General features: G+C 67.7%; 12 protein-coding genes. 8 read left to right on the top strand and 4 right to left on the bottom strand.

Annotated features, from left to right (window positions below):
- The first annotated feature begins 152 nt into the window (after window positions 1-152).
- The gene (locus tag FOA17_RS12900) at window positions 153-4,004 is read left to right on the top strand and encodes a non-ribosomal peptide synthetase (protein ID WP_149141899.1); all 3,852 of its coding nucleotides are present in this window, start codon (window positions 153-155) and stop codon (window positions 4,002-4,004) included.
- On the opposite strand, the gene FOA17_RS12895 is transcribed toward FOA17_RS12900, so the two are convergent.
- On the bottom strand, window positions 4,001-5,443 hold the full coding sequence (locus FOA17_RS12895) for a cobyric acid synthase (protein ID WP_149141898.1): 1,443 nt from the start codon (window positions 5,441-5,443) through the stop codon (window positions 4,001-4,003). The two genes, FOA17_RS12900 and FOA17_RS12895, sit on opposite strands and share 4 nt — an antisense overlap.
- Before the next feature lie 118 nt (window positions 5,444-5,561).
- The gene (katG, locus tag FOA17_RS12890) at window positions 5,562-7,769 is read right to left on the bottom strand and encodes a catalase/peroxidase HPI (RefSeq protein WP_149141897.1); all 2,208 of its coding nucleotides are present in this window, start codon (window positions 7,767-7,769) and stop codon (window positions 5,562-5,564) included.
- A gap of 117 nt (window positions 7,770-7,886) precedes the next feature.
- On the opposite strand from katG, the gene FOA17_RS12885 reads away from it, so the two are divergent.
- The 7 genes from FOA17_RS12885 to FOA17_RS12855 all read left to right on the top strand — a co-directional run bounded on the left by FOA17_RS12885 (window position 7,887) and on the right by FOA17_RS12855 (window position 16,227).
- On the top strand, window positions 7,887-8,780 hold the full coding sequence (locus FOA17_RS12885) for a hydrogen peroxide-inducible genes activator (RefSeq protein ID WP_149141896.1): 894 nt from the start codon (window positions 7,887-7,889) through the stop codon (window positions 8,778-8,780).
- Window positions 8,781-8,862: 82 nt separating this feature from the next.
- Complete coding sequence (locus FOA17_RS12880) at window positions 8,863-10,290, top strand: mannose-1-phosphate guanylyltransferase/mannose-6-phosphate isomerase (RefSeq protein WP_149141895.1); 1,428 nt, start codon at window positions 8,863-8,865, stop codon at window positions 10,288-10,290.
- 155 nt (window positions 10,291-10,445) lie between these two features.
- Entirely contained in the window at window positions 10,446-11,459 is a 1,014-nt protein-coding gene (locus FOA17_RS12875; protein ID WP_149141894.1) for a BMP family protein, read from the top strand.
- Between the two features lie 20 nt (window positions 11,460-11,479).
- The gene (locus FOA17_RS12870; protein ID WP_162528260.1) at window positions 11,480-12,982 is read left to right on the top strand and encodes an ABC transporter ATP-binding protein; all 1,503 of its coding nucleotides are present in this window, start codon (window positions 11,480-11,482) and stop codon (window positions 12,980-12,982) included.
- Complete coding sequence (locus tag FOA17_RS12865; protein WP_149141892.1) at window positions 12,972-14,015, top strand: ABC transporter permease; 1,044 nt, start codon at window positions 12,972-12,974, stop codon at window positions 14,013-14,015. Before FOA17_RS12870 ends, FOA17_RS12865 begins: the two co-directional genes overlap by 11 nt.
- Window positions 14,012-14,959, top strand: a complete 948-nt coding sequence (locus FOA17_RS12860) for an ABC transporter permease (protein ID WP_149141891.1) — start codon at window positions 14,012-14,014, stop codon at window positions 14,957-14,959. The genes FOA17_RS12865 and FOA17_RS12860 overlap by 4 nt, the downstream gene beginning before the upstream one ends.
- The gene (locus FOA17_RS12855) at window positions 14,959-16,227 is read left to right on the top strand and encodes an amidohydrolase family protein (RefSeq protein ID WP_149141890.1); all 1,269 of its coding nucleotides are present in this window, start codon (window positions 14,959-14,961) and stop codon (window positions 16,225-16,227) included. The genes FOA17_RS12860 and FOA17_RS12855 overlap by 1 nt, the downstream gene beginning before the upstream one ends.
- A 4-nt stretch (window positions 16,228-16,231) precedes the next feature.
- On the opposite strand, the gene FOA17_RS12850 is transcribed toward FOA17_RS12855, so the two are convergent.
- Together FOA17_RS12850 and FOA17_RS12845 are read right to left on the bottom strand one after the other, a co-directional pair.
- Entirely contained in the window at window positions 16,232-16,720 is a 489-nt protein-coding gene (locus FOA17_RS12850) for a copper chaperone PCu(A)C (RefSeq protein WP_149141889.1), read from the bottom strand.
- Between the two features lie 92 nt (window positions 16,721-16,812).
- Window positions 16,813-17,163, bottom strand: coding sequence for a hypothetical protein (locus tag FOA17_RS12845; RefSeq protein WP_149141888.1), 351 nt, complete (start codon window positions 17,161-17,163; stop codon window positions 16,813-16,815).
- Window positions 17,164-17,179 lie beyond the last annotated feature (16 nt).

Below are 17,179 nucleotides of genomic sequence, written 5' to 3'. Positions count from 1 at the left end.
ATATTTCCGGACCAAGTAACCATCGCGGGCCTCTTGAGCCTCGATTGCAGAAACAGCGGAATATCTGACGGGTGACACTCAGCGGGAAATTCGACAGCCGGCAGGCGGATGCGTCGGTCGACAGGGCGGGCATCAGGCGGTATGAAGGCCGCATGATGCAGGCGACGCCATTTCATGAGGCCATGATCGCCACCGCCATGGACGGCGCGGCACCATGGACCAATCTTGAACAGATCGTGATCCGCGCGCCGGATCTGCACCCGGATGCCGAGACGATCCGCCGCGCGGCGACCGAACTCGCACAGCGTCACACCGCGCTGCGCCTGCGGGCGGAAATTGGTGCTGTTGGCAGCGCGCTCTGGCAGCTTGCCGACCATGTGCTGCCAGATGTGGCCCCCCTGCCGGATGGCATCACGACACCCGAAACCTTTGTCGCATGGCTGGGTCAGGATCGCGAAGCCGGGGTCGATCTGCGCCATCACGGCTGGCGGCTGCGATATCATCAGGATGCGCAGGGGCTGCTGCTGATCTTTACCGCCCATCATGCGCTGCTTGACCTGCCCTCAATGGCGGTCCTGATGCAGGATCTGACCGGGCTTCTGGCGGCGCAACCCATCGATCCTGCGCCGGCAGGCGATCTGACTGCCTTTGTCGCGGCGCTGTGGCAACGCGATACCGTCGCCGCGCAACAGCATTTCGCCGACCGCTTTGCCGAATTCGATGCCGGCACGCCATTGACCGCCGGACCCGCGCGGCCGGGGCGGATGCAAGTCTTGACCCGCCTGCTGAACCAGCCCGACACCACCGCGCTGCGCGATTTGGCGGTGCAATCGGGCGGGACGCTTTTTGCGGCGCTTCAGGCCGCCTGGGCGCTGCTGCTCGCACGGTGGAGCGGGCGGGACGAAGGCGCCTTTGGCCTGACGCTGGCCGGGCGGCGGCTGTTTCCGGGGCATGAAACGACGGTCGGCGCGCTGATCGCCACCCTGCCGCAACGCCTGCATCTGGCCGATCTGCCTGACCTGCGCAGCCTGATCGCGCGCGCTCAGGCGGAAACGGTGGCCCTGCGCCCCCATCACGCCACCGCGCTGCGCGAGGTGCGGGAATGGGCCGGTCTTGCCGCGTCGGTGCCGCTTTTCGACAGTGTTCTGGTCTATTCGCCGCAACGGCTCGACGCGCTGCTGCGCAGCCGCGATCCGGCCTGGACCACCCGCGAGGTGCGGCTGCTGGAGGAAGGTGACGTGCCGCTGACCCTGGCGATCTACGGGCAGGATCGGCTGGAAATCGAGGTGGAGTTCGACCCCGCCCAGATCGACCCGGCAAAGGCTGAACGGATCGCTGATCACTATCTGCGGTTGCTGGGCGCCATGGCGCAGGCCCGCCCCGAGGCCGGGCTGGGCACGCTCGGCATGCTTGATGCCGAGGAAATCGCGCAACTGCGTCATCTGGGCCAGCCTGATCTGCCGCTCGGCGAACAGGTGCCCTGCCCCGTCACCCGGTTCGAGGCCCAGGCCCGCGCCACCCCCGACGCGGTCGCGGTGCGGGACAGCGATGGCAGCCTGCTGACCTTTGCGCAGCTCGATCGTCAGGCCAATGCGCTGGCCTGGCGGCTGATCGCGCAGGGCGCCGGGCTGGGGCAGATCGTGGCGATCAACCTGCCGCGCTGCGCCGATTTCATCGTGTCGGCGCTGGCGGTGCTGAAGACCGGCGGCGCGTTCCTGCCGCTCGACACCGCGCTGCCGGAAACCGAGCGTTGCCTGCGCGCTGTGGAGGCCGGCGTGTCGGCCATCATCGGGCAGAACGGTCTTGCGGGGCTCGCCGTGCCACTGCTGCGCCCCGACCGCGCCGAACGCCACGATACCCTGCCGCGACCGCCGATGCGGGCCGACCGGCTGGCCTACATCATCCATACCTCGGGCTCGACCGGACGGCCGAAGGGGGTGATGGGCACGACCGGGGCGCTGTCGGCCCATGCCTCGGCGATGATCGCGCTGTTCGATCTGGGTCCGGCGGATCGCGTGCTGCATTTCGCCTCGCCCGGCTTTGACGTCGCGCTGGAGGAGATCGTGCCCAGCCTGCTGGCCGGCGCCTCGGTCGTGATCCGCGGCGAGGACGAGATCACCTCGGTTCAGGCCTTTCTCGATTTCATGCGCGACCGGCAGGTCACCGTGATGAACCTGCCGGCAAGCTTCTGGCATGTGCTGGTGGAGGAGATGGTCGCGCGCGGCATGTCGCTGCCGCCATCGATCCGGCTGACCGTGACCGGCAGCGAAAGGATCACCGCCTCGGCGCTGGCGCAGTGGCAGCGGCTGGCGCCGCAGTGCCGCTGGATGAACGGCTACGGGCCGACCGAGACGACGATCACCTGCACCGCCTATGCGCCCGACCTGACCGCCGGCCCGGTGGATGAGCGGCAGGATGTGCCGATCGGCCGGCCGCTGGGCCATGCCACCGCGCAGGTGCTGGCCTTTGACCGCACGCTGGCGCCGCTGGGCGCCGAGGGCAGCCTGTTCATCGGCGGCCCTGCGGTGACGCTGGGCTATCTGAACCAGCCGGCAATCACCGCGCGCAGCTTTCTGCCCGATCCGCTGGCGTCACAGGCCGGGGCGCATCGCTATGCGACCGGCGACCGGGCGCTGTGGCGTGCCGATGGGCAGTTGTGTTTTCTGGGCCGGCGTGACCGTCAGGTCAAGCTGCGCGGGCATCGGCTGGATCTGGGCGATGTCGAGCGCACGCTGGCGCAGTTCGAGGGGGTGCGCGACGTGCGCGTCGCGGTGGACAACCCCGGCAGCGATCAGGCCCGCCTGCTGGCCTGGGTCTGCGGCCCCGATCTGGCGGCGGGCAGCCCGGCGCTGGCGGCGCTGGTCGAACATGTCTCGCGCTACATGACCGGGGCGACCATGCCGATGATCCTGCCGGTGCCGGCGTTCCCGCTCCGGCCGAATGGCAAGGTGGACATGGCCGCCCTGCCCCGGCCCGGCACCGCCACGGGCGAGACGGCGGCCAATGCGCCGCTCGACAGTTTCGCCTTTGCCGTGCAGCGCTGCATGATCGAGGTTCTGGCCCAGCCCGATCTCGGTCCGGATGACGATATCCGCGACCATGGCGCCAATTCGCTGATGGCGCTGCGGCTGGCCTCGGTGATCGAGGCCCGCTTTGGCCGCGATATCGTGACGACCGATCTTTATCGCTATCCCACCGCGCGCAGCCTGGCCCGGTTCCTTGAATCCGAGGATGAGGAGGCGCATCTGATCGTGCCGATCCAGGCCGGGGGCGGGCAGGTGCCGTTCTTTGCGGTGCATGTGCTGGGGGAAAAGGAAAGCCTGTTCCGTCCGCTGGCCGAGGCGCTTGGCCCCGATTACCCGGTCTATGGCCTGACCGTCGGCCCGCCGAAGGATCTGGAAGATATCAGCGTCTCGCGCATTGCGCGGCGCTATTTCGCCGATATCCAGCGCGCCTTTCCCGAAGGGCCAATCGGGCTGGGCGCGGTGTCGATGGCGGCCTATTTCGCCTTTGAACTGGCGCAGATGCTGCGCGCCGCGGGGCGCGAGGTGCGGGTTCTGGCGGTGCTGGATGCGATGGGGCCGGGCGGGCGGCCCTCGCTTTCAGGCAAGGGCAAGCTGGTCGCGCATCTGCACGAATTGCGCCGCCACCGCCTGCATCACCTGCGCCGGGTGCTGCGCTTCAAGCTGGAAAACCGCCAGATCGCGCGCGAACTGGCCGATGCCGCCCCGGGCGAGGTGAACGGCGCCAATCTGGTGGAGGCCAATGTCCGCGCGGTCGAGGACTATCAGCCCCGCGCCTATGACGGCCCGATCACCGTCTTTCGCGCCGCCGACAGTTTCTGGGACAGCCCCGAGGCGATCGCCAGCGGGCTGGGCTGGCGCCCGGTCGCGACCGGCGGGCTGGAGCTGATCGACGTGCCGGGCGACCACCTTTCGATCCTGGCGCCGGACAATGCCCGCCATCTGGCCCGGCATCTGGCCACAAGGTTGCAGCGGGATTAGCGCGCCAGCGCCAGCAGCGGCTCCAGCCGCAGATGGGTTTCCAGATGGTCGGCCAGCTGATCCAGCACGGTTTCGACCGTCGCCGCGTAATCCTGCGGGGCGGCACTCGCGCCGAATTGCGCCAGAAAGGCGCGGCGAAAACCGTCATCGGTGAACATGCCGTGCAGATAGCTGCCCACCACGCGGCCATCGGCGCGCATGGCGCCTTCGGGCTGACCCGCGACATGGGCGAAGGGGCGGGCGCAATCCGGGCCGGTGCTGCGACCGATATGGATCTCATAGCCTTGCAGCGGCACGCCGCTGGCGGCATGGGTGGCCTGCACGCGGGTCAGCCGCTTGTCGGGGGTCATGACCGTCACCACATCCAGCAGGCCGAGCCCCGGGCTGACCCCCGGCGGCCCCTCGATCCCGTCGGGGTCGTCGATGCTCTGCCCCAGCATCTGATAGCCGCCACAGATGCCCAGCACATGCCCGCCGCGCCGCAGATGCGCTTGCAGGTCGATGTCCCAGCCCTGGGCGCGCAGAAATGCCAGATCGCCCCGCGTCGATTTCGACCCCGGCAGGATCACCAGATCGCAATCCGGGATCGCCTCACCCGCGCGCACCATGGTCAGCGTGACACCCGGCTCTTGCGCCAGCGGATCGAGATCGTCGAAATTCGCGATCCGCGACAGGACCGGCACCGCGATGCGGAACGCGCCGTCACCGCTGCGCGCCGGAATGTCGAGCGCGTCTTCGGCGGGCAGGCGCCAGGCCTGCGGAAACCAGGGCACCACGCCAAAGCCGGGCCAGCCCGTGCGTTCCGCGATCAGGCGATAGCCATCGTCGAACAGCCGCGGGTCGCCGCGGAACTTGTTGATCAGAAAGCCACGCACCATGGCGGCATCGGCCGGGTCCAGCACCGCCTGCGTGCCGATCACCTGCGCGATCACCCCGCCCCGGTCGATATCGCCTGCCAGCACCACCGGCACATCGGCCGCGCGGGCAAAGCCCATATTGGCGATGTCACCCGCGCGCAGGTTCACCTCGGCCGGGCTGCCGGCGCCTTCGACGATCACCAGATCATGCGCGGCTTTCAGGCGATGAAAGCTCTCCAGCACGGGGCGCAGCAATTGCGGCTTCAGCGCCGGGTAATCCGCCGCGCGGGTGCTGGTCAGCCGCCGCCCCTGCACCACGACCTGCGCGCCGGTCTCGCTATCGGGTTTCAGCAGCACGGGGTTCATGTCGGTCAGCGGCTCCAGACCTGACGCCCGGGCCTGAAGCGCCTGCGCGCGGCCGATCTCGCCGCCATCCACCGTCACGGCGGCATTGTTCGACATGTTCTGCGGCTTGAACGGCGCCACCGAAAGCCCGCGCCGCCGCGCCGCGCGGCACAGACCCGCGACCAGCAGCGACTTGCCGACATTGGACCCGCAGCCCTGCACCATCAGCGCGCGCATGGGGAAACTTTCTGAGGGGAAGACATGGGCGCTCCGGGGCTGTGACCTGCATCAGTCTTAGGTCAGCCCGCGCCGAAGGAAAAGCCCGCCGCCACGGATGCGGCGGCGGGCCAGAGGATCACGCCAGATCGAAACGGTCGGCGTTCATGACCTTGGTCCAGGCCTTGACGAAATCGGCGGCGAAACGCGCGCCGGCATCGGCCTGGGCATAGACCTCGGCGATGGCGCGCAGCTGCGAGTTCGACCCGAAGACCAGATCGACGCGGGTCGCCGTCCATTTCGCGGCGCCGGTCGCGCGGTCATGGCCTTCGAACAGGTCTTCGGCCTCGGACGTGGCTTTCCAGACCGTGCCCATATCCAGCAGGTTGACAAAGAAATCATTCGTCAACTGGCCGGGGCGGCTGGTCAACACGCCATGCGCCGTGCCGCCATGATTGGCGTTCAGCGCGCGCAGACCGGCAACCAGCACGGCCATTTCCGGCGCCGACAGGCCCAGAAGCTGCGCCCGATCGACCAGCAGTTCCTCGGCCGAGGCGGTAAAGGTCGTGCGCTGGTAGTTGCGGAAGCCATCGGCCTGCGGCTCCATCACCGCAAAGCTTTCGACATCGGTCTGTTCCTGGCTGGCATCCATCCGGCCGGGGGTGAAGGGCACCGCAATCGCGTGACCGGCCGCCTTGGCCGCCGCCTCCACCGCTGCCGTGCCACCCAGCACGATCAGATCGGCCAGCGACACGCGCTTGCCGCCGGTCGCCCCGGCGTTGAACGCGGCCTGAATCCCCTCCAGCACTTCCAGCACCCTGGCCAGTTGCGCGGGCTGGTTCGCCTCCCAGTCCTTTTGCGGTGCAAGGCGGATGCGGGCGCCATTGGCCCCCCCGCGCAGGTCCGAGCCCCGGAAGGTCGAGGCCGAGGCCCAGGCGGTCGCCACCAGTTCCGCCCCGCTCAGCCCCGAGGCGAGGATGCGCGATTTCAGATCCGCGATATCGGCGGCGTCGATCACCGGATGGTCGCAGGTCGGGATCGGATCCTGCCAGATCAGGTCTTCGGCCGGCACGTCCGGCCCGAGATACAGCGCCTTCGGCCCCATGTCGCGATGGGTCAGCTTGAACCAGGCGCGGGCAAAGGCGTCGGCAAAGGCGGCGTGATCGTCGAGGAAGCGCCGCGCGATCGGCCCGTAGATCGGGTCGAACCGCATGGCAAGATCGGCGGTGGTCATCATCGGGCGGTGACGCAGCGACGGATCATGCGCATCCACCACCATGTCTTCCGGGTCGGGGTTGATGGCCAGCCACTGATGCGCGCCGGCCGGCGATTTCACCAGTTCCCATTCATATTTGAACAGCACCTTGAGATAGCCATTGTCCCAGGTCGTCGGATTGGGTTTCCACGCCCCTTCGATGCCCGATCCGGTGGTGTGAATGCCGATGCCGGTGCCAAGCGCGTTCTGCCAGCCCAGACCCTGCATCGCGATCCCGGCGGCCTCGGGATCGGCCCCGACCAGACCGGCATCGCCCGCGCCATGGGCCTTGCCGAAGGTATGGCCGCCGGCAGTCAGCGCCACGGTTTCCTCGTCATCCATCGCCATGCGGGCAAAGGTATCGCGGATATCGCGGCCCGAGGCGACGGGGTCGGGATTGCCGTTCGGCCCCTCGGGGTTCACATAGATCAGGCCCATCTGCACGGCGGCCAGCGGGTTTTCCAGCTCGCGCTCGCCGGAATAGCGCTTGTCGCCCAGCCAGCTATCCTCGGCACCCCAATAGATATCCTCCTCCGGCTCGAACACGTCGGCGCGACCGCCGCCAAAGCCGAAGGTCTTGAACCCCATGGATTCCAGCGCGACATTGCCCGCCAGGATCATCAGATCCGCCCAGGACAGCGCATTGCCGTATTTCTGCTTGATCGGCCAGAGCAACCGGCGCGCCTTGTCGAGGTTGACGTTATCGGGCCAGGAATTCAGCGGCGCAAAGCGCTGCGTGCCCGACCGCGCGCCGCCGCGCCCGTCGGCGGTGCGGTAGGTGCCAGCCGAATGCCAGGCCATGCGGATGAACAGCGGCCCGTAATGGCCCCAATCGGCCGGCCACCAGGGCTGGCTGTCGGTCATCAGCGCGTGCAGGTCAGCCTTCACTGCCGGCAGGTCGAGGCCCTTGAACGCCTCGGCATAATCAAAGCCGCCGCCCAGCGGGCTGGAGGCCGGCGCATTCTGGTGCAGGATGCGCAGGTTCAACTGGTTCGGCCACCAGTCGCGGTTCGACCGGGCCTTCATCCGCACATTCGGGTTGGTGCCGTGCAGAACCGGGCATTGGCCAGCGGGCCGATCGTTTCCGTCCATCTTCATCCTCCATAGGCTGCGCGGGCGCTGAGGCCCATTCTCGTGACGCGACTGTAGTATCAGAGCATAACGATTAGATAAATTTGTATCTCCTGATAATGCCGATAAGATGATCTTATGATAAACATCACGCTGAAACAGTTGCGCTATTTCGATGCGCTGGCCCGGCAGGGGCATTTCGGGCGGGCCGCCGATCTGTGTTCGATCACGCAGCCGGCGCTGTCCATGCAAATCAAGGAATTGGAGGAGGTGCTGGGCGCCCCCCTGATCGAGCGCAGCGCGCGGCAGGTGCGGCTGACCGCCTTTGGCACCGCCTTTCTGGCCCGGGCGCAGGATATCCTGCGCGGGGTGGATGAACTGGCCGATCTGGCCCGCGCGGCCCGGACGGAATTGACCGGACGATTGCGGCTGGGGGTGATTCCCACCGTCGCGCCTTATCTGCTGCCGCGCCTGATCGCGGGCCTGGCGCAGGCCCATCCCGGAATCGACCTGTCGCTGCGTGAAACCGTGACGCCGCGCCTGTTGCAGGAATTGCTCGATGGCCGGCTGGATTGCGCCATCGTCGCCCTGCCAGTTTCCGAACCCGCGCTGGCCGAAGAACCGCTGTTTCGCGAAAGCTTTGTGCTGGTGCGACCAGAGGCCGATGCCGGCCGCCCGGTGCCCAATCGCGACCGCCTGCGCGAGATGCGGCTCTTGCTGCTGGAGGAGGGGCATTGTTTTCGCGATCAGGCGCTGTCCTTCTGCGAAATGCCCTCGGGCCGCCCGCGCGAGATGCTGGACGGTTCATCGCTTTCAACGCTGGTGCAGATGGTGGGCGCGGGCATCGGCGTGACGCTGATCCCCGAAATGGCGGTGCCGGTCGAAACCGCCGCCGCCGCCGTCAGCGTGGCACGCTTTGCCGATCCGCAGCCCGAACGCACCATCGGCATGGTCTGGCGCCGGTCCAGCCCGCTGGCGCCGCAGATGCAGCGGATCGCGGGGGTGGTGCGCAGTCTGGCCCCTGCCGGCTGACCCCCGCCAACAAGGGCTGGCCCCGGGGGGGACCAGTTGCTAGACTGGGGCGAAGCCTCTGCAATCCTTGGGGGAATCCGCGATGATCACACCTGTTCTTCTTTGTGGCGGGTCGGGCACCCGTCTCTGGCCGTTGTCGCGCAAGAGCTATCCCAAGCAATTCGTGCCGCTGACCGGCGAAACCAGCCTGTTCACGGCCTCGGCCCAGCGGCTGTCGGGCCCGGATTTCGCGCCCCCGGTGGTGGTGACCGGGTCGGATTTCCGCTTTATCGTCACTGAACAGTTGCAGGCCGCCGGCATCGACCCCGGCGCGATCCTGATCGAACCCGAGGGGCGCAATACCGCCCCCGCCGTGCTGGCCGCCACGCTGTTCATCGCCGCACAAGACCCGGACGCGCTGATCCTCATCGCACCCTCGGATCATGCGATCACCGACGCGGCGGCGTTCCGGGCCGCCGTCGCGCGCGGGGTGCCTGCGGCGCGCGAGGGGCGGATCGTGACCTTTGGCATTGCGCCGACCCATGCCGAAACCGGCTATGGCTGGCTGGAGCTTGCGGCCCCCGCCGGGGTCGATCCGGTGCCCCTGACCCGCTTTGTCGAAAAGCCCGACCGCGCGCGGGCCGAGGCGATGCTGGCCGCCGGCAGCTTCCTGTGGAATGCCGGCATCTTTCTGTTCTGCGCCCGCACCATGCTGGCGGCGGCCGAGGCCCATGCGCCCGGTCTCTTGCCCTCGGTCGGCAAGGCTGTGGCGGGCGCCCGTGCCGATCTGGGCTTTCTGCGGCTGGACCCCGAGGCTTGGCGCGGCACTGAGGCGATCTCCATCGACTATGCGGTGATGGAACGCGCACCGAACCTGTCGGTCGTGGCCTATGATGCGGGCTGGAACGATCTGGGCGGCTGGGATGCGGTGGCGCGTGAAATGGGCGCCGATACGCAGGGTGTCTCGGCTGCGGGCGAGGTGACGGTGATCGACTGCGCCGACAGCCTGCTGCGCTCTGAGACCGAAGGGGTGGAGCTGGTCGGCATCGGCCTGCGCGACATCATCGCCATCGCGATGAATGACGCGGTTCTGGTCGCCGACCGCCACCGCGCGCAGGATGTGAAGCTGGCGGTCGATGCGCTCAAGGCCAAGGGTGCCCGCCAGGCCGAGACCTTTCCCCGCGATCACCGCCCCTGGGGCTGGTTCGAGACGCTGGCCCTGGCCGACCGCTTTCAGGTCAAGCGTATCCATGTCCACCCGGGCGCGGCGCTCAGCCTGCAAAGCCATTTCCACAGGTCGGAACACTGGATCGTGGTGTCCGGCACCGCGCGGGTGACCATTGACGATACGGTGCAACTGGTGACCGAAAACCAGTCGGTCTATATCCCGCTGGGGGCCAGACACCGCATGGAAAACCCCGGTCAATTGCCCATGGTGCTGATCGAGGTGCAGACCGGCGCCTATCTGGGTGAGGATGACATCGTGCGCTACGAAGATGTCTATGCCCGGGGTCAGGGTGCCAAGGGCTGATATTCTGCCCATTTTTTAGGCAATACCCCCGCTGCTCGCGCGCCGGACCCGCATTTTCGGGCGGCTTTTCCCCTGCGGCACTTTCCGCGCTTGGGGGAATCAGCGGCAGGATTTACCGTTTGGTCAAAATAATACCAACCGTCAGGGAGTTTCGCATGACCGGATTTCACCTCGCCCCGACCCGCCGGGGCCTGATGCTGGGGGCCGGGGCGGCCGCGCTTGGCCTTGCCATGCCGCGCCACGCCTTCGCGCAGGACACGATCAAGATCGCGGGCATCTACACCGTGCCGGTGGAACAGCAATGGGTCAGCCGCATCCATATCGCGGCCGAGGCGGCCAAGGCCGCGGGCGGGGTGGATTACACCTATACCGAAAACGTCGCCAACACCGATTACCCGCGCGTCATGCGCGAATATTGCGAAAGCGGCGTGACCCTGATCGTGGGCGAGATCTTTGGCGCCGAGGCCGAGGCGCGCGAGGTCTGCGCCGAATACCCGGATGTCAAATTCCTCATGGGCTCGTCGCTGATGCCGGATGAGGCGGTGCCGAACCTCGCGGTCTTTGACAACTACATTCAGGATGCCTCCTACCTGTCGGGCATCATCGCCGGCGCGATGACGCAATCGGGCAGCATCGGCATGGTCGGCGGTTTCCCGATCCCCGAGGTGAACCGCCTGATGAATGCCTTCATGGCGGGGGTGCGCGAAACCCGGCCGGACGCGAAATTCCAGGTCAGCTTCATCGGGTCTTGGTTCGATCCGCCCAAGTCCAAGGAAACCGCCTTTGCCATGATCGACGGCGGTGCCGACCTGCTTTACGCCGAACGCTTCGGCGTGTCGGATGCGGCGAAGGAAAAGGGCAAGCTGGCCATCGGCAACGTGATCGACACGCAAGCCGATTATCCCGATACCGTCGTCGCCTCTGCGCTGTGGCATTTCGATCCCACGCTGAACGCCGCGCTGGAGGCGATCCGCGCCGGCAGTTTCAAGGCCGACAATTACGGGGTCTACAGCTTCATGAAGGCGGGTGGCTGTTCGCTGGCGCCGCTGGGCACATTCGAGGGCAAGGTGCCCGAGGCGGCGGTGAAGCTGGTGGCCGAGAAGGAGGCCGCGATCAAGGACGGTTCCTTCACCGTCACCATTGATGACAACGAGCCGAAATCGTCGTGACCGATCCGCGTGACGTGGTGATGCGGCTGGACCGCATCACCAAGCGCTTTGGCGCGTTGACGGCGATTGATGCGATCAGCCTCACGCTGCGGCGGGGCGACGTCGTGGCGCTTCTGGGCGAAAACGGCGCGGGCAAGACCACGCTGATGAACATCCTGTTCGGGCATTATGTGGCCGATGACGGGCGGGTGGAGGTGTTCGGCCAGCCGCTCCCGCCCGGCAATCCGCGTGCGGCACTGGCGGCGGGCGTCGGCATGGTGCATCAGCATTTCACGCTGGCCGACAATCTGACCGTGCTGGACAATATCCGCCTCGGCACCGAAAGCCTGTTCGCGCGCGGCACCTCGCATGCGGCGGCGCGGGCGCGGGTCGAAAGGCTCAGCCGCGATTTCGGGCTGGCCGTGCATCCCGACGCCCGGGTCGGCAGCCTGACGGTCGGCGAACGGCAGCGGGTGGAGATCCTCAAGGCGCTCTATCGCGATGCCCGCATCCTGATCCTGGATGAACCGACCGCCGTTCTGACCCCGCAAGAGGCCGAGGCGCTGTTTGCCACGCTGCGCCGCGCCATCGCGCAGGGTCTGTCGATCCTGTTCATCAGTCACAAGCTGCACGAAGTCATGGCCATTGCCGACCGCTGCGTCGTCCTGCGTCATGGCAAGGTGGTGGGCGAGGTGGCGACGGCCGAAACCAGCGGCGCCGAACTGGCCGCGATGATGGTCGGCGGCGAGATCGCTCTGCCCGAGGCCCGCCCCGCCACCGCCGGCGCGGTGTTGATGCGGCTGGACGGGGTGACGACGCCCGACAAGGGCGCCGCGCCGGGGTTGAAGCGGGTCACGCTCGACCTGCGCGCGGGCGAGATCGTCGGGCTGGCCGGTGTCTCGGGCAATGGGCAGGCGGCGCTGGCGGATCTGATTTCCGGGCTGATCGTGCCGGCATCGGGCCAGATCACGCTGGGCGCCCCGCCGGCCCGCTGGTCCCCGCGCGAGGCGATCCGCCAGGGCATCGCCCGCATCCCCGAGGATCGCCACAAGACCGGCACCATCGCCGATTTCACGCTGACCGAAAACGCCGTGCTGGAGGGGTATTGGCAACCCGGGTTCAGCAAGGCCGGGCTGATGGACTGGCGCGCGGCCGAGGGTTTTGCCGAAGGCATCATCGCCGCCTATGACGTGCGCTGCCCCGGGCCGGGCGCGCGGATCCGGCTGCTCTCGGGCGGGAACATGCAAAAGCTGATCCTGGGCCGCGTGCTGGAACCCGGGCCAAAGATCATTCTGGCGAACCAGCCGGTGCGCGGCCTTGATGTCGGCGCCATCGCCTATGTGCAATCGCGGCTGATCGCGGCGCGCGATGGCGGCGCGGCGGTTCTGCTGATTTCCGAGGATCTGGACGAGATCATGGGACTGGCCGATGTGATACATGTGATGTCCGAAGGGCGGCTGTCGCCCGGCTTCCCGCGTGGAAGCAAGACGGCGGCGGAACTGGGGCTGTGGATGGCCGGTCAGGGGTTCGACCATGCGGCTTGACCCCATCGCCGCCCCCTCGCTGCGGCGCCAGATCGGCCTGCCCGCGCTGGCGCTGCTGGCGACCATCGCGGTCGCCATGATGCTGGCACTGATCGCGGGGGCCAACCCGCTGGCGACGCTGGGCCTGATCGCCAAGGGCGCGGTCGGGTCGAAATTCGCGGCCCTAGAGACGCTGAACCGCGCAACACCGCTGATCTTTACCGGCCTTGCCGTCGCCGTCGCCTTTCGCGCAAAGCTGTGGAACATCGGCGCCGAGGCGCAGCTTTACGCGGGCGCCATCGTCGCCGTGCTGCTGGGCACCGGGGCGCTGTCGGCGCCCATGGTGCTGCCGGTTTCGGCCCTGGTCGCGATGCTGGCCGGCGCCCTGGTGCTGCTGGGCCCCGTCATGCTAAAAACCCGGCTGGGCGTGGACGAGGTGGTGACCACGCTTCTGTTGAATTTCGTCATGCTGCTGTTCGTCAGCTACCTGCTGGAAGGCCCGATGAAAGACCCAGCCGGCATGGGCTGGCCCAAATCCGCCGCGCTGATCAAAGAGGCGCGGCTGCCCCGCATCGTCGAGGGGCTGCGGCTGCATTGGGGTTTCGCGCTGGCGCTGATCTCGGCGCTGCTGGTCTGGGTGATCCAGACCCGCACCACCCTGGGCTTCGAGATGCGCGCCGTCGGCCAGAACCGCGAGGCCGCGCGCTTTGCCGGCATGCCGGTGAACGCCGTGCTGGTGAAGACCGCGCTGCTGTCGGGCGGGCTGGCCGCGCTGGCCGGCTGGTCCGAGGTGGCGGGGCTGAAGGGGCACCTGTCGTCGGACCTGTCGCCCGGCTTTGGCTATACCGGCATCATCGTCGCCATGCTGGCGCTCTTGCACCCTTTGGGCGTGGTGGCGACCGCGCTGTTCGTCGCCGCAATCTTCGTGGGGTCTGACAGCATGAGCCGCGCCGCAGGCGTGCCCACCTATATCGCCGACATGCTTCTGGCGACGGCGCTGTTGTTCATGGTGCTGGCGCTGATGCTGACACGTTATCGGGTGGTGTGGAAATGAGCGATCTTTTCGACATCCTGCTGTCGGTCAGCTTCTGGGCCGCCGCGATCCGCATCGCCTCGCCGCTCATCTTCGCCACGATGGGAGAGCTGATATGCGAACGCGCAGGCGTCCTGAACCTCGGGATCGAGGGGATCATGGTGATCGGCGCCTTTGCGGGCTGGATGGCCGTCTATCTGGGCGCGCCGCTGTGGCTGGGCGTCACGGCGGCGATGGCGGCGGGGATGCTGTTTGGCCTGTTGCACGCCACGCTGACCGTGCCCTTCGGCCTGTCGCAGCATGTGGTGGGGCTGGGGGTCACGATGCTGGCGACCTCCACCAGCTATTTCGCCTATCGGCTGGCGCTGCCCGAGGTGACCAGCCCGCCCAAGATCGCCCCCTTCGCGCCGATGGACCTGCCGATCCTGTCCGATATCCCCTTCCTTGGCCCGGTGCTGTTCCAGCAGACCGCGCTGACCTGGGCCGCGCTGATCTGCGCCGGGCTGGTGGGCTTCGTGCTGTTCCGCACGCCGCTGGGCCTTGCGGTGCGCGCGGCGGGCGAAAACCCCGCGGCGGTAGAGGCGCAGGGGCTTTCCGTCACCGGGCTGCGCATGGGCGCGGTGATCGTGGGATCGGGCCTGATGGCCGTGGGCGGCAGTTTCCTGACGCTGTCGGCCTTTTCTTCCTTCTTCTTTGAAATGGTCAACGGGCGCGGCTGGATCTGCATCGCCCTGGTGGTGTTCGGCGCCTGGAGGCCCGGCAAGGCGGTGCTGGGGGCGCTGTTGTTCGCGGCCTTCGATGCGCTGCAAATCCGCCTGCAACAGACGCCCCTGGGTGCACATCTACCCTATCAGGTCTTCCTGATGGCGCCTTACCTTTTGTCCATCCTCGCGCTGATCCTGATGTCGCGCCGGGCCGAGGTCCCGGCCGCGCTGATGGTGCCATACCGTAAAGGGGAACGCTGATGTTCGACATTCTGGTCAAGGGCGGCACGCTGCCCGACGGGACGGTGGCCGATATCGGCATCACCGGCGATCGCATCGCTGCGGTCGGCCGGTTGGGGGCCGAGGCCGGCCGGGTGATCGACGCCAGCGGCGATCTGGTCAGCCCGCCCTTCGTGGACCCACATTTCCACATGGATGCGACGCTCAGCTATGGGCTGCCCCGGGTGAACGCCTCGGGCACGCTGCTCGAAGGCATCAGCCTCTGGGGCGAACTGCGCGAGATTGCGACGGTGGAGGAAATGGTGGGCCGCGCCGTGCGCTATTGCGACTGGGCGGTCAGCAGGGGCCTGCTGGCGATCCGCACCCATGTCGATACCACGCCCGACCATCTGCGCGGGGTGGAGGCCATGCTGGAGGTCAAGCGCCGCGTCGCCCCCTATCTGGACCTGCAACTGGTGGCCTTTCCGCAGGATGGGCTTTACCGCGCGCCGAACGGGCGCGAAAACCTGATCCGCGCGCTGGACATGGGCTGCGACGTGGTCGGCGGCATCCCGCATTTCGAACGCACGATGCAGGAAGGCGCCGACAGCGTGCGTGACCTGGCGCGCATCGCCGCCGAACGCGGGCTGATGCTGGATATCCATTGCGACGAGACCGACGATCCGATGTCCCGCCATGTGGAAACCATGGCGGCCGAGGTCACCCGGCACGGGCTGGGCGCGCGGGCGGCGGGCAGTCACCTGACCTCGATGCATTCGATGGACAATTACTATGTCTCGAAACTGCTGCCACTGATCGCGGAAAGCGGGATGACGGCCATCCCCAACCCCTTGATCAACATCACCTTGCAAGGCCGCCACGACACCTTCCCCAAGCGGCGCGGGCTGACGCGGGTGAAGGAAATGCAGGCCATGGGCATCACCATCGGCTGGGGGCAGGATTGCGTGCTGGACCCGTGGTATAGCCTCGGCACCGCCGACATGCTGGATGTGGCCTTCATGGGACTGCATGTCGCGCAGATGACCCACCCGGCCGAAATGGCGCGTTGCTTCACCATGGTCACGGAACATAACGCCGCCATCATGGGGCTGGCGGGTTACGGGCTGCGCCCCGGCGCCACGGCCTCGCTCGTGGTGCTGGATGCCGGCACCCCGACCGAGGCACTGCGGCTACGGCCAGACCGGCTTTGCGTGATCGCGAAGGGCAGGGTCGTGTCGGAACAGGCGCGCAATGACGCGCGGCTGGGTCTGCCGGGGCGCCCCGCAACGGTGCGCCGCCGGCATCCCTGAGGCGTCAGTTGCCGCCATGCGCCGAATGATCGGGCGCGGGCTTGCCGGCACTGGCAGGCGGATCGACCATGAACTCCACCTCGACCCGCCCGGCCTGTTCAAAGATCAGGGTCGCGGGCACCATCTGGCCTTCGGTCAGGCTGCCGGTCAGGCCCATCAGCATGACATGCATGCCGCCGGGTTCCAGCACCACGGTTTCGCCGGGGGGCAGCTCGATCCCCTCCAGATGCGTCATGGTAGCGACGCCATCCGCCCCAGCCTGTGTCACATGCAGCATCGCCATTTGCGCGGCGGCGGTTTCGACCCCGATCAGCCGGTCGGCCTGCGGGCCGTCATTGGTGATCGCAACATAGCCCGCCGCCGTTTTCGCGGTGGCGGCCGGCTGCGGAATGGCGGGGTGGATGATTTCCAGCGTGCCGACCCGGGCACCATGCGCCAGCGCGCCGGTGGCAGAGATCAGCAAAGCGCCCAGAAGCGGGATGAGAAATTTCATGTCGGATATCCTTGTCATCGGCCTGTCTTGCGGATCGGGCCGGGCAGAAACGGCGCCCCCGTTCAGGGGCAATGGGTGGGGATTGCGGGCGATCAGGCCCGGGGCGGCGCGCGGCTTTGCTGCGGCAGGCCGCGATGCGCCCGCACCCAGACCAGCGATGACACGGCCAGATCAGATGGCCGCCCGGCCGAGAGCGGCACCGCCGCCAAACTGCGCGACGGCACCAGCGCCGCCCCCGCCAGATGACAGAGCGGACAGCCATCGCCATGTGCCGCCGCAGCCCCACCCCCGCAAAGCGCCGCTTCGGCCCCGCCCAGCAAGAGATAGGTGTCGCGCGCGGCCTCGGTCGCGTCTGGCGCGCGATGGCCCAGCCCCGCCCCCGCCAGCGCAAGGGCAATCACCCCGACTAGGGCAAGAAAGATGATCCGGCTGCGCGCACCCATGCCAGAGCCTTGCCCC

Source organism: Gemmobacter caeruleus, from assembly GCF_008271655.1.
GTDB lineage: Bacteria > Pseudomonadota > Alphaproteobacteria > Rhodobacterales > Rhodobacteraceae > Gemmobacter > Gemmobacter caeruleus.
This window is presented reverse-complemented; position numbering and strand designations above follow the sequence as displayed.

What these genes read in the sequence shown, in the direction of transcription:
- FOA17_RS12900 (WP_149141899.1), top strand. Translation starts at nt 153, where the DNA reads ATGATGCAGGCGACGCCATTTCATGAGGCCATGATCGCCACCGCCATG.
- FOA17_RS12895 (WP_149141898.1), bottom strand. Translation starts at nt 5,443, where the DNA reads ATGCGCGCGCTGATGGTGCAGGGCTGCGGGTCCAATGTCGGCAAGTCG.
- katG (WP_149141897.1), bottom strand. Translation starts at nt 7,769, where the DNA reads ATGGACGGAAACGATCGGCCCGCTGGCCAATGCCCGGTTCTGCACGGC.
- FOA17_RS12885 (WP_149141896.1), top strand. Translation starts at nt 7,887, where the DNA reads ATGATAAACATCACGCTGAAACAGTTGCGCTATTTCGATGCGCTGGCC.
- FOA17_RS12880 (WP_149141895.1), top strand. Translation starts at nt 8,863, where the DNA reads ATGATCACACCTGTTCTTCTTTGTGGCGGGTCGGGCACCCGTCTCTGG.
- FOA17_RS12875 (WP_149141894.1), top strand. Translation starts at nt 10,446, where the DNA reads ATGACCGGATTTCACCTCGCCCCGACCCGCCGGGGCCTGATGCTGGGG.
- FOA17_RS12870 (WP_162528260.1), top strand. Translation starts at nt 11,480, where the DNA reads ATGCGGCTGGACCGCATCACCAAGCGCTTTGGCGCGTTGACGGCGATT.
- FOA17_RS12865 (WP_149141892.1), top strand. Translation starts at nt 12,972, where the DNA reads ATGCGGCTTGACCCCATCGCCGCCCCCTCGCTGCGGCGCCAGATCGGC.
- FOA17_RS12860 (WP_149141891.1), top strand. Translation starts at nt 14,012, where the DNA reads ATGAGCGATCTTTTCGACATCCTGCTGTCGGTCAGCTTCTGGGCCGCC.
- FOA17_RS12855 (WP_149141890.1), top strand. Translation starts at nt 14,959, where the DNA reads ATGTTCGACATTCTGGTCAAGGGCGGCACGCTGCCCGACGGGACGGTG.
- FOA17_RS12850 (WP_149141889.1), bottom strand. Translation starts at nt 16,720, where the DNA reads ATGAAATTTCTCATCCCGCTTCTGGGCGCTTTGCTGATCTCTGCCACC.
- FOA17_RS12845 (WP_149141888.1), bottom strand. Translation starts at nt 17,163, where the DNA reads ATGGGTGCGCGCAGCCGGATCATCTTTCTTGCCCTAGTCGGGGTGATT.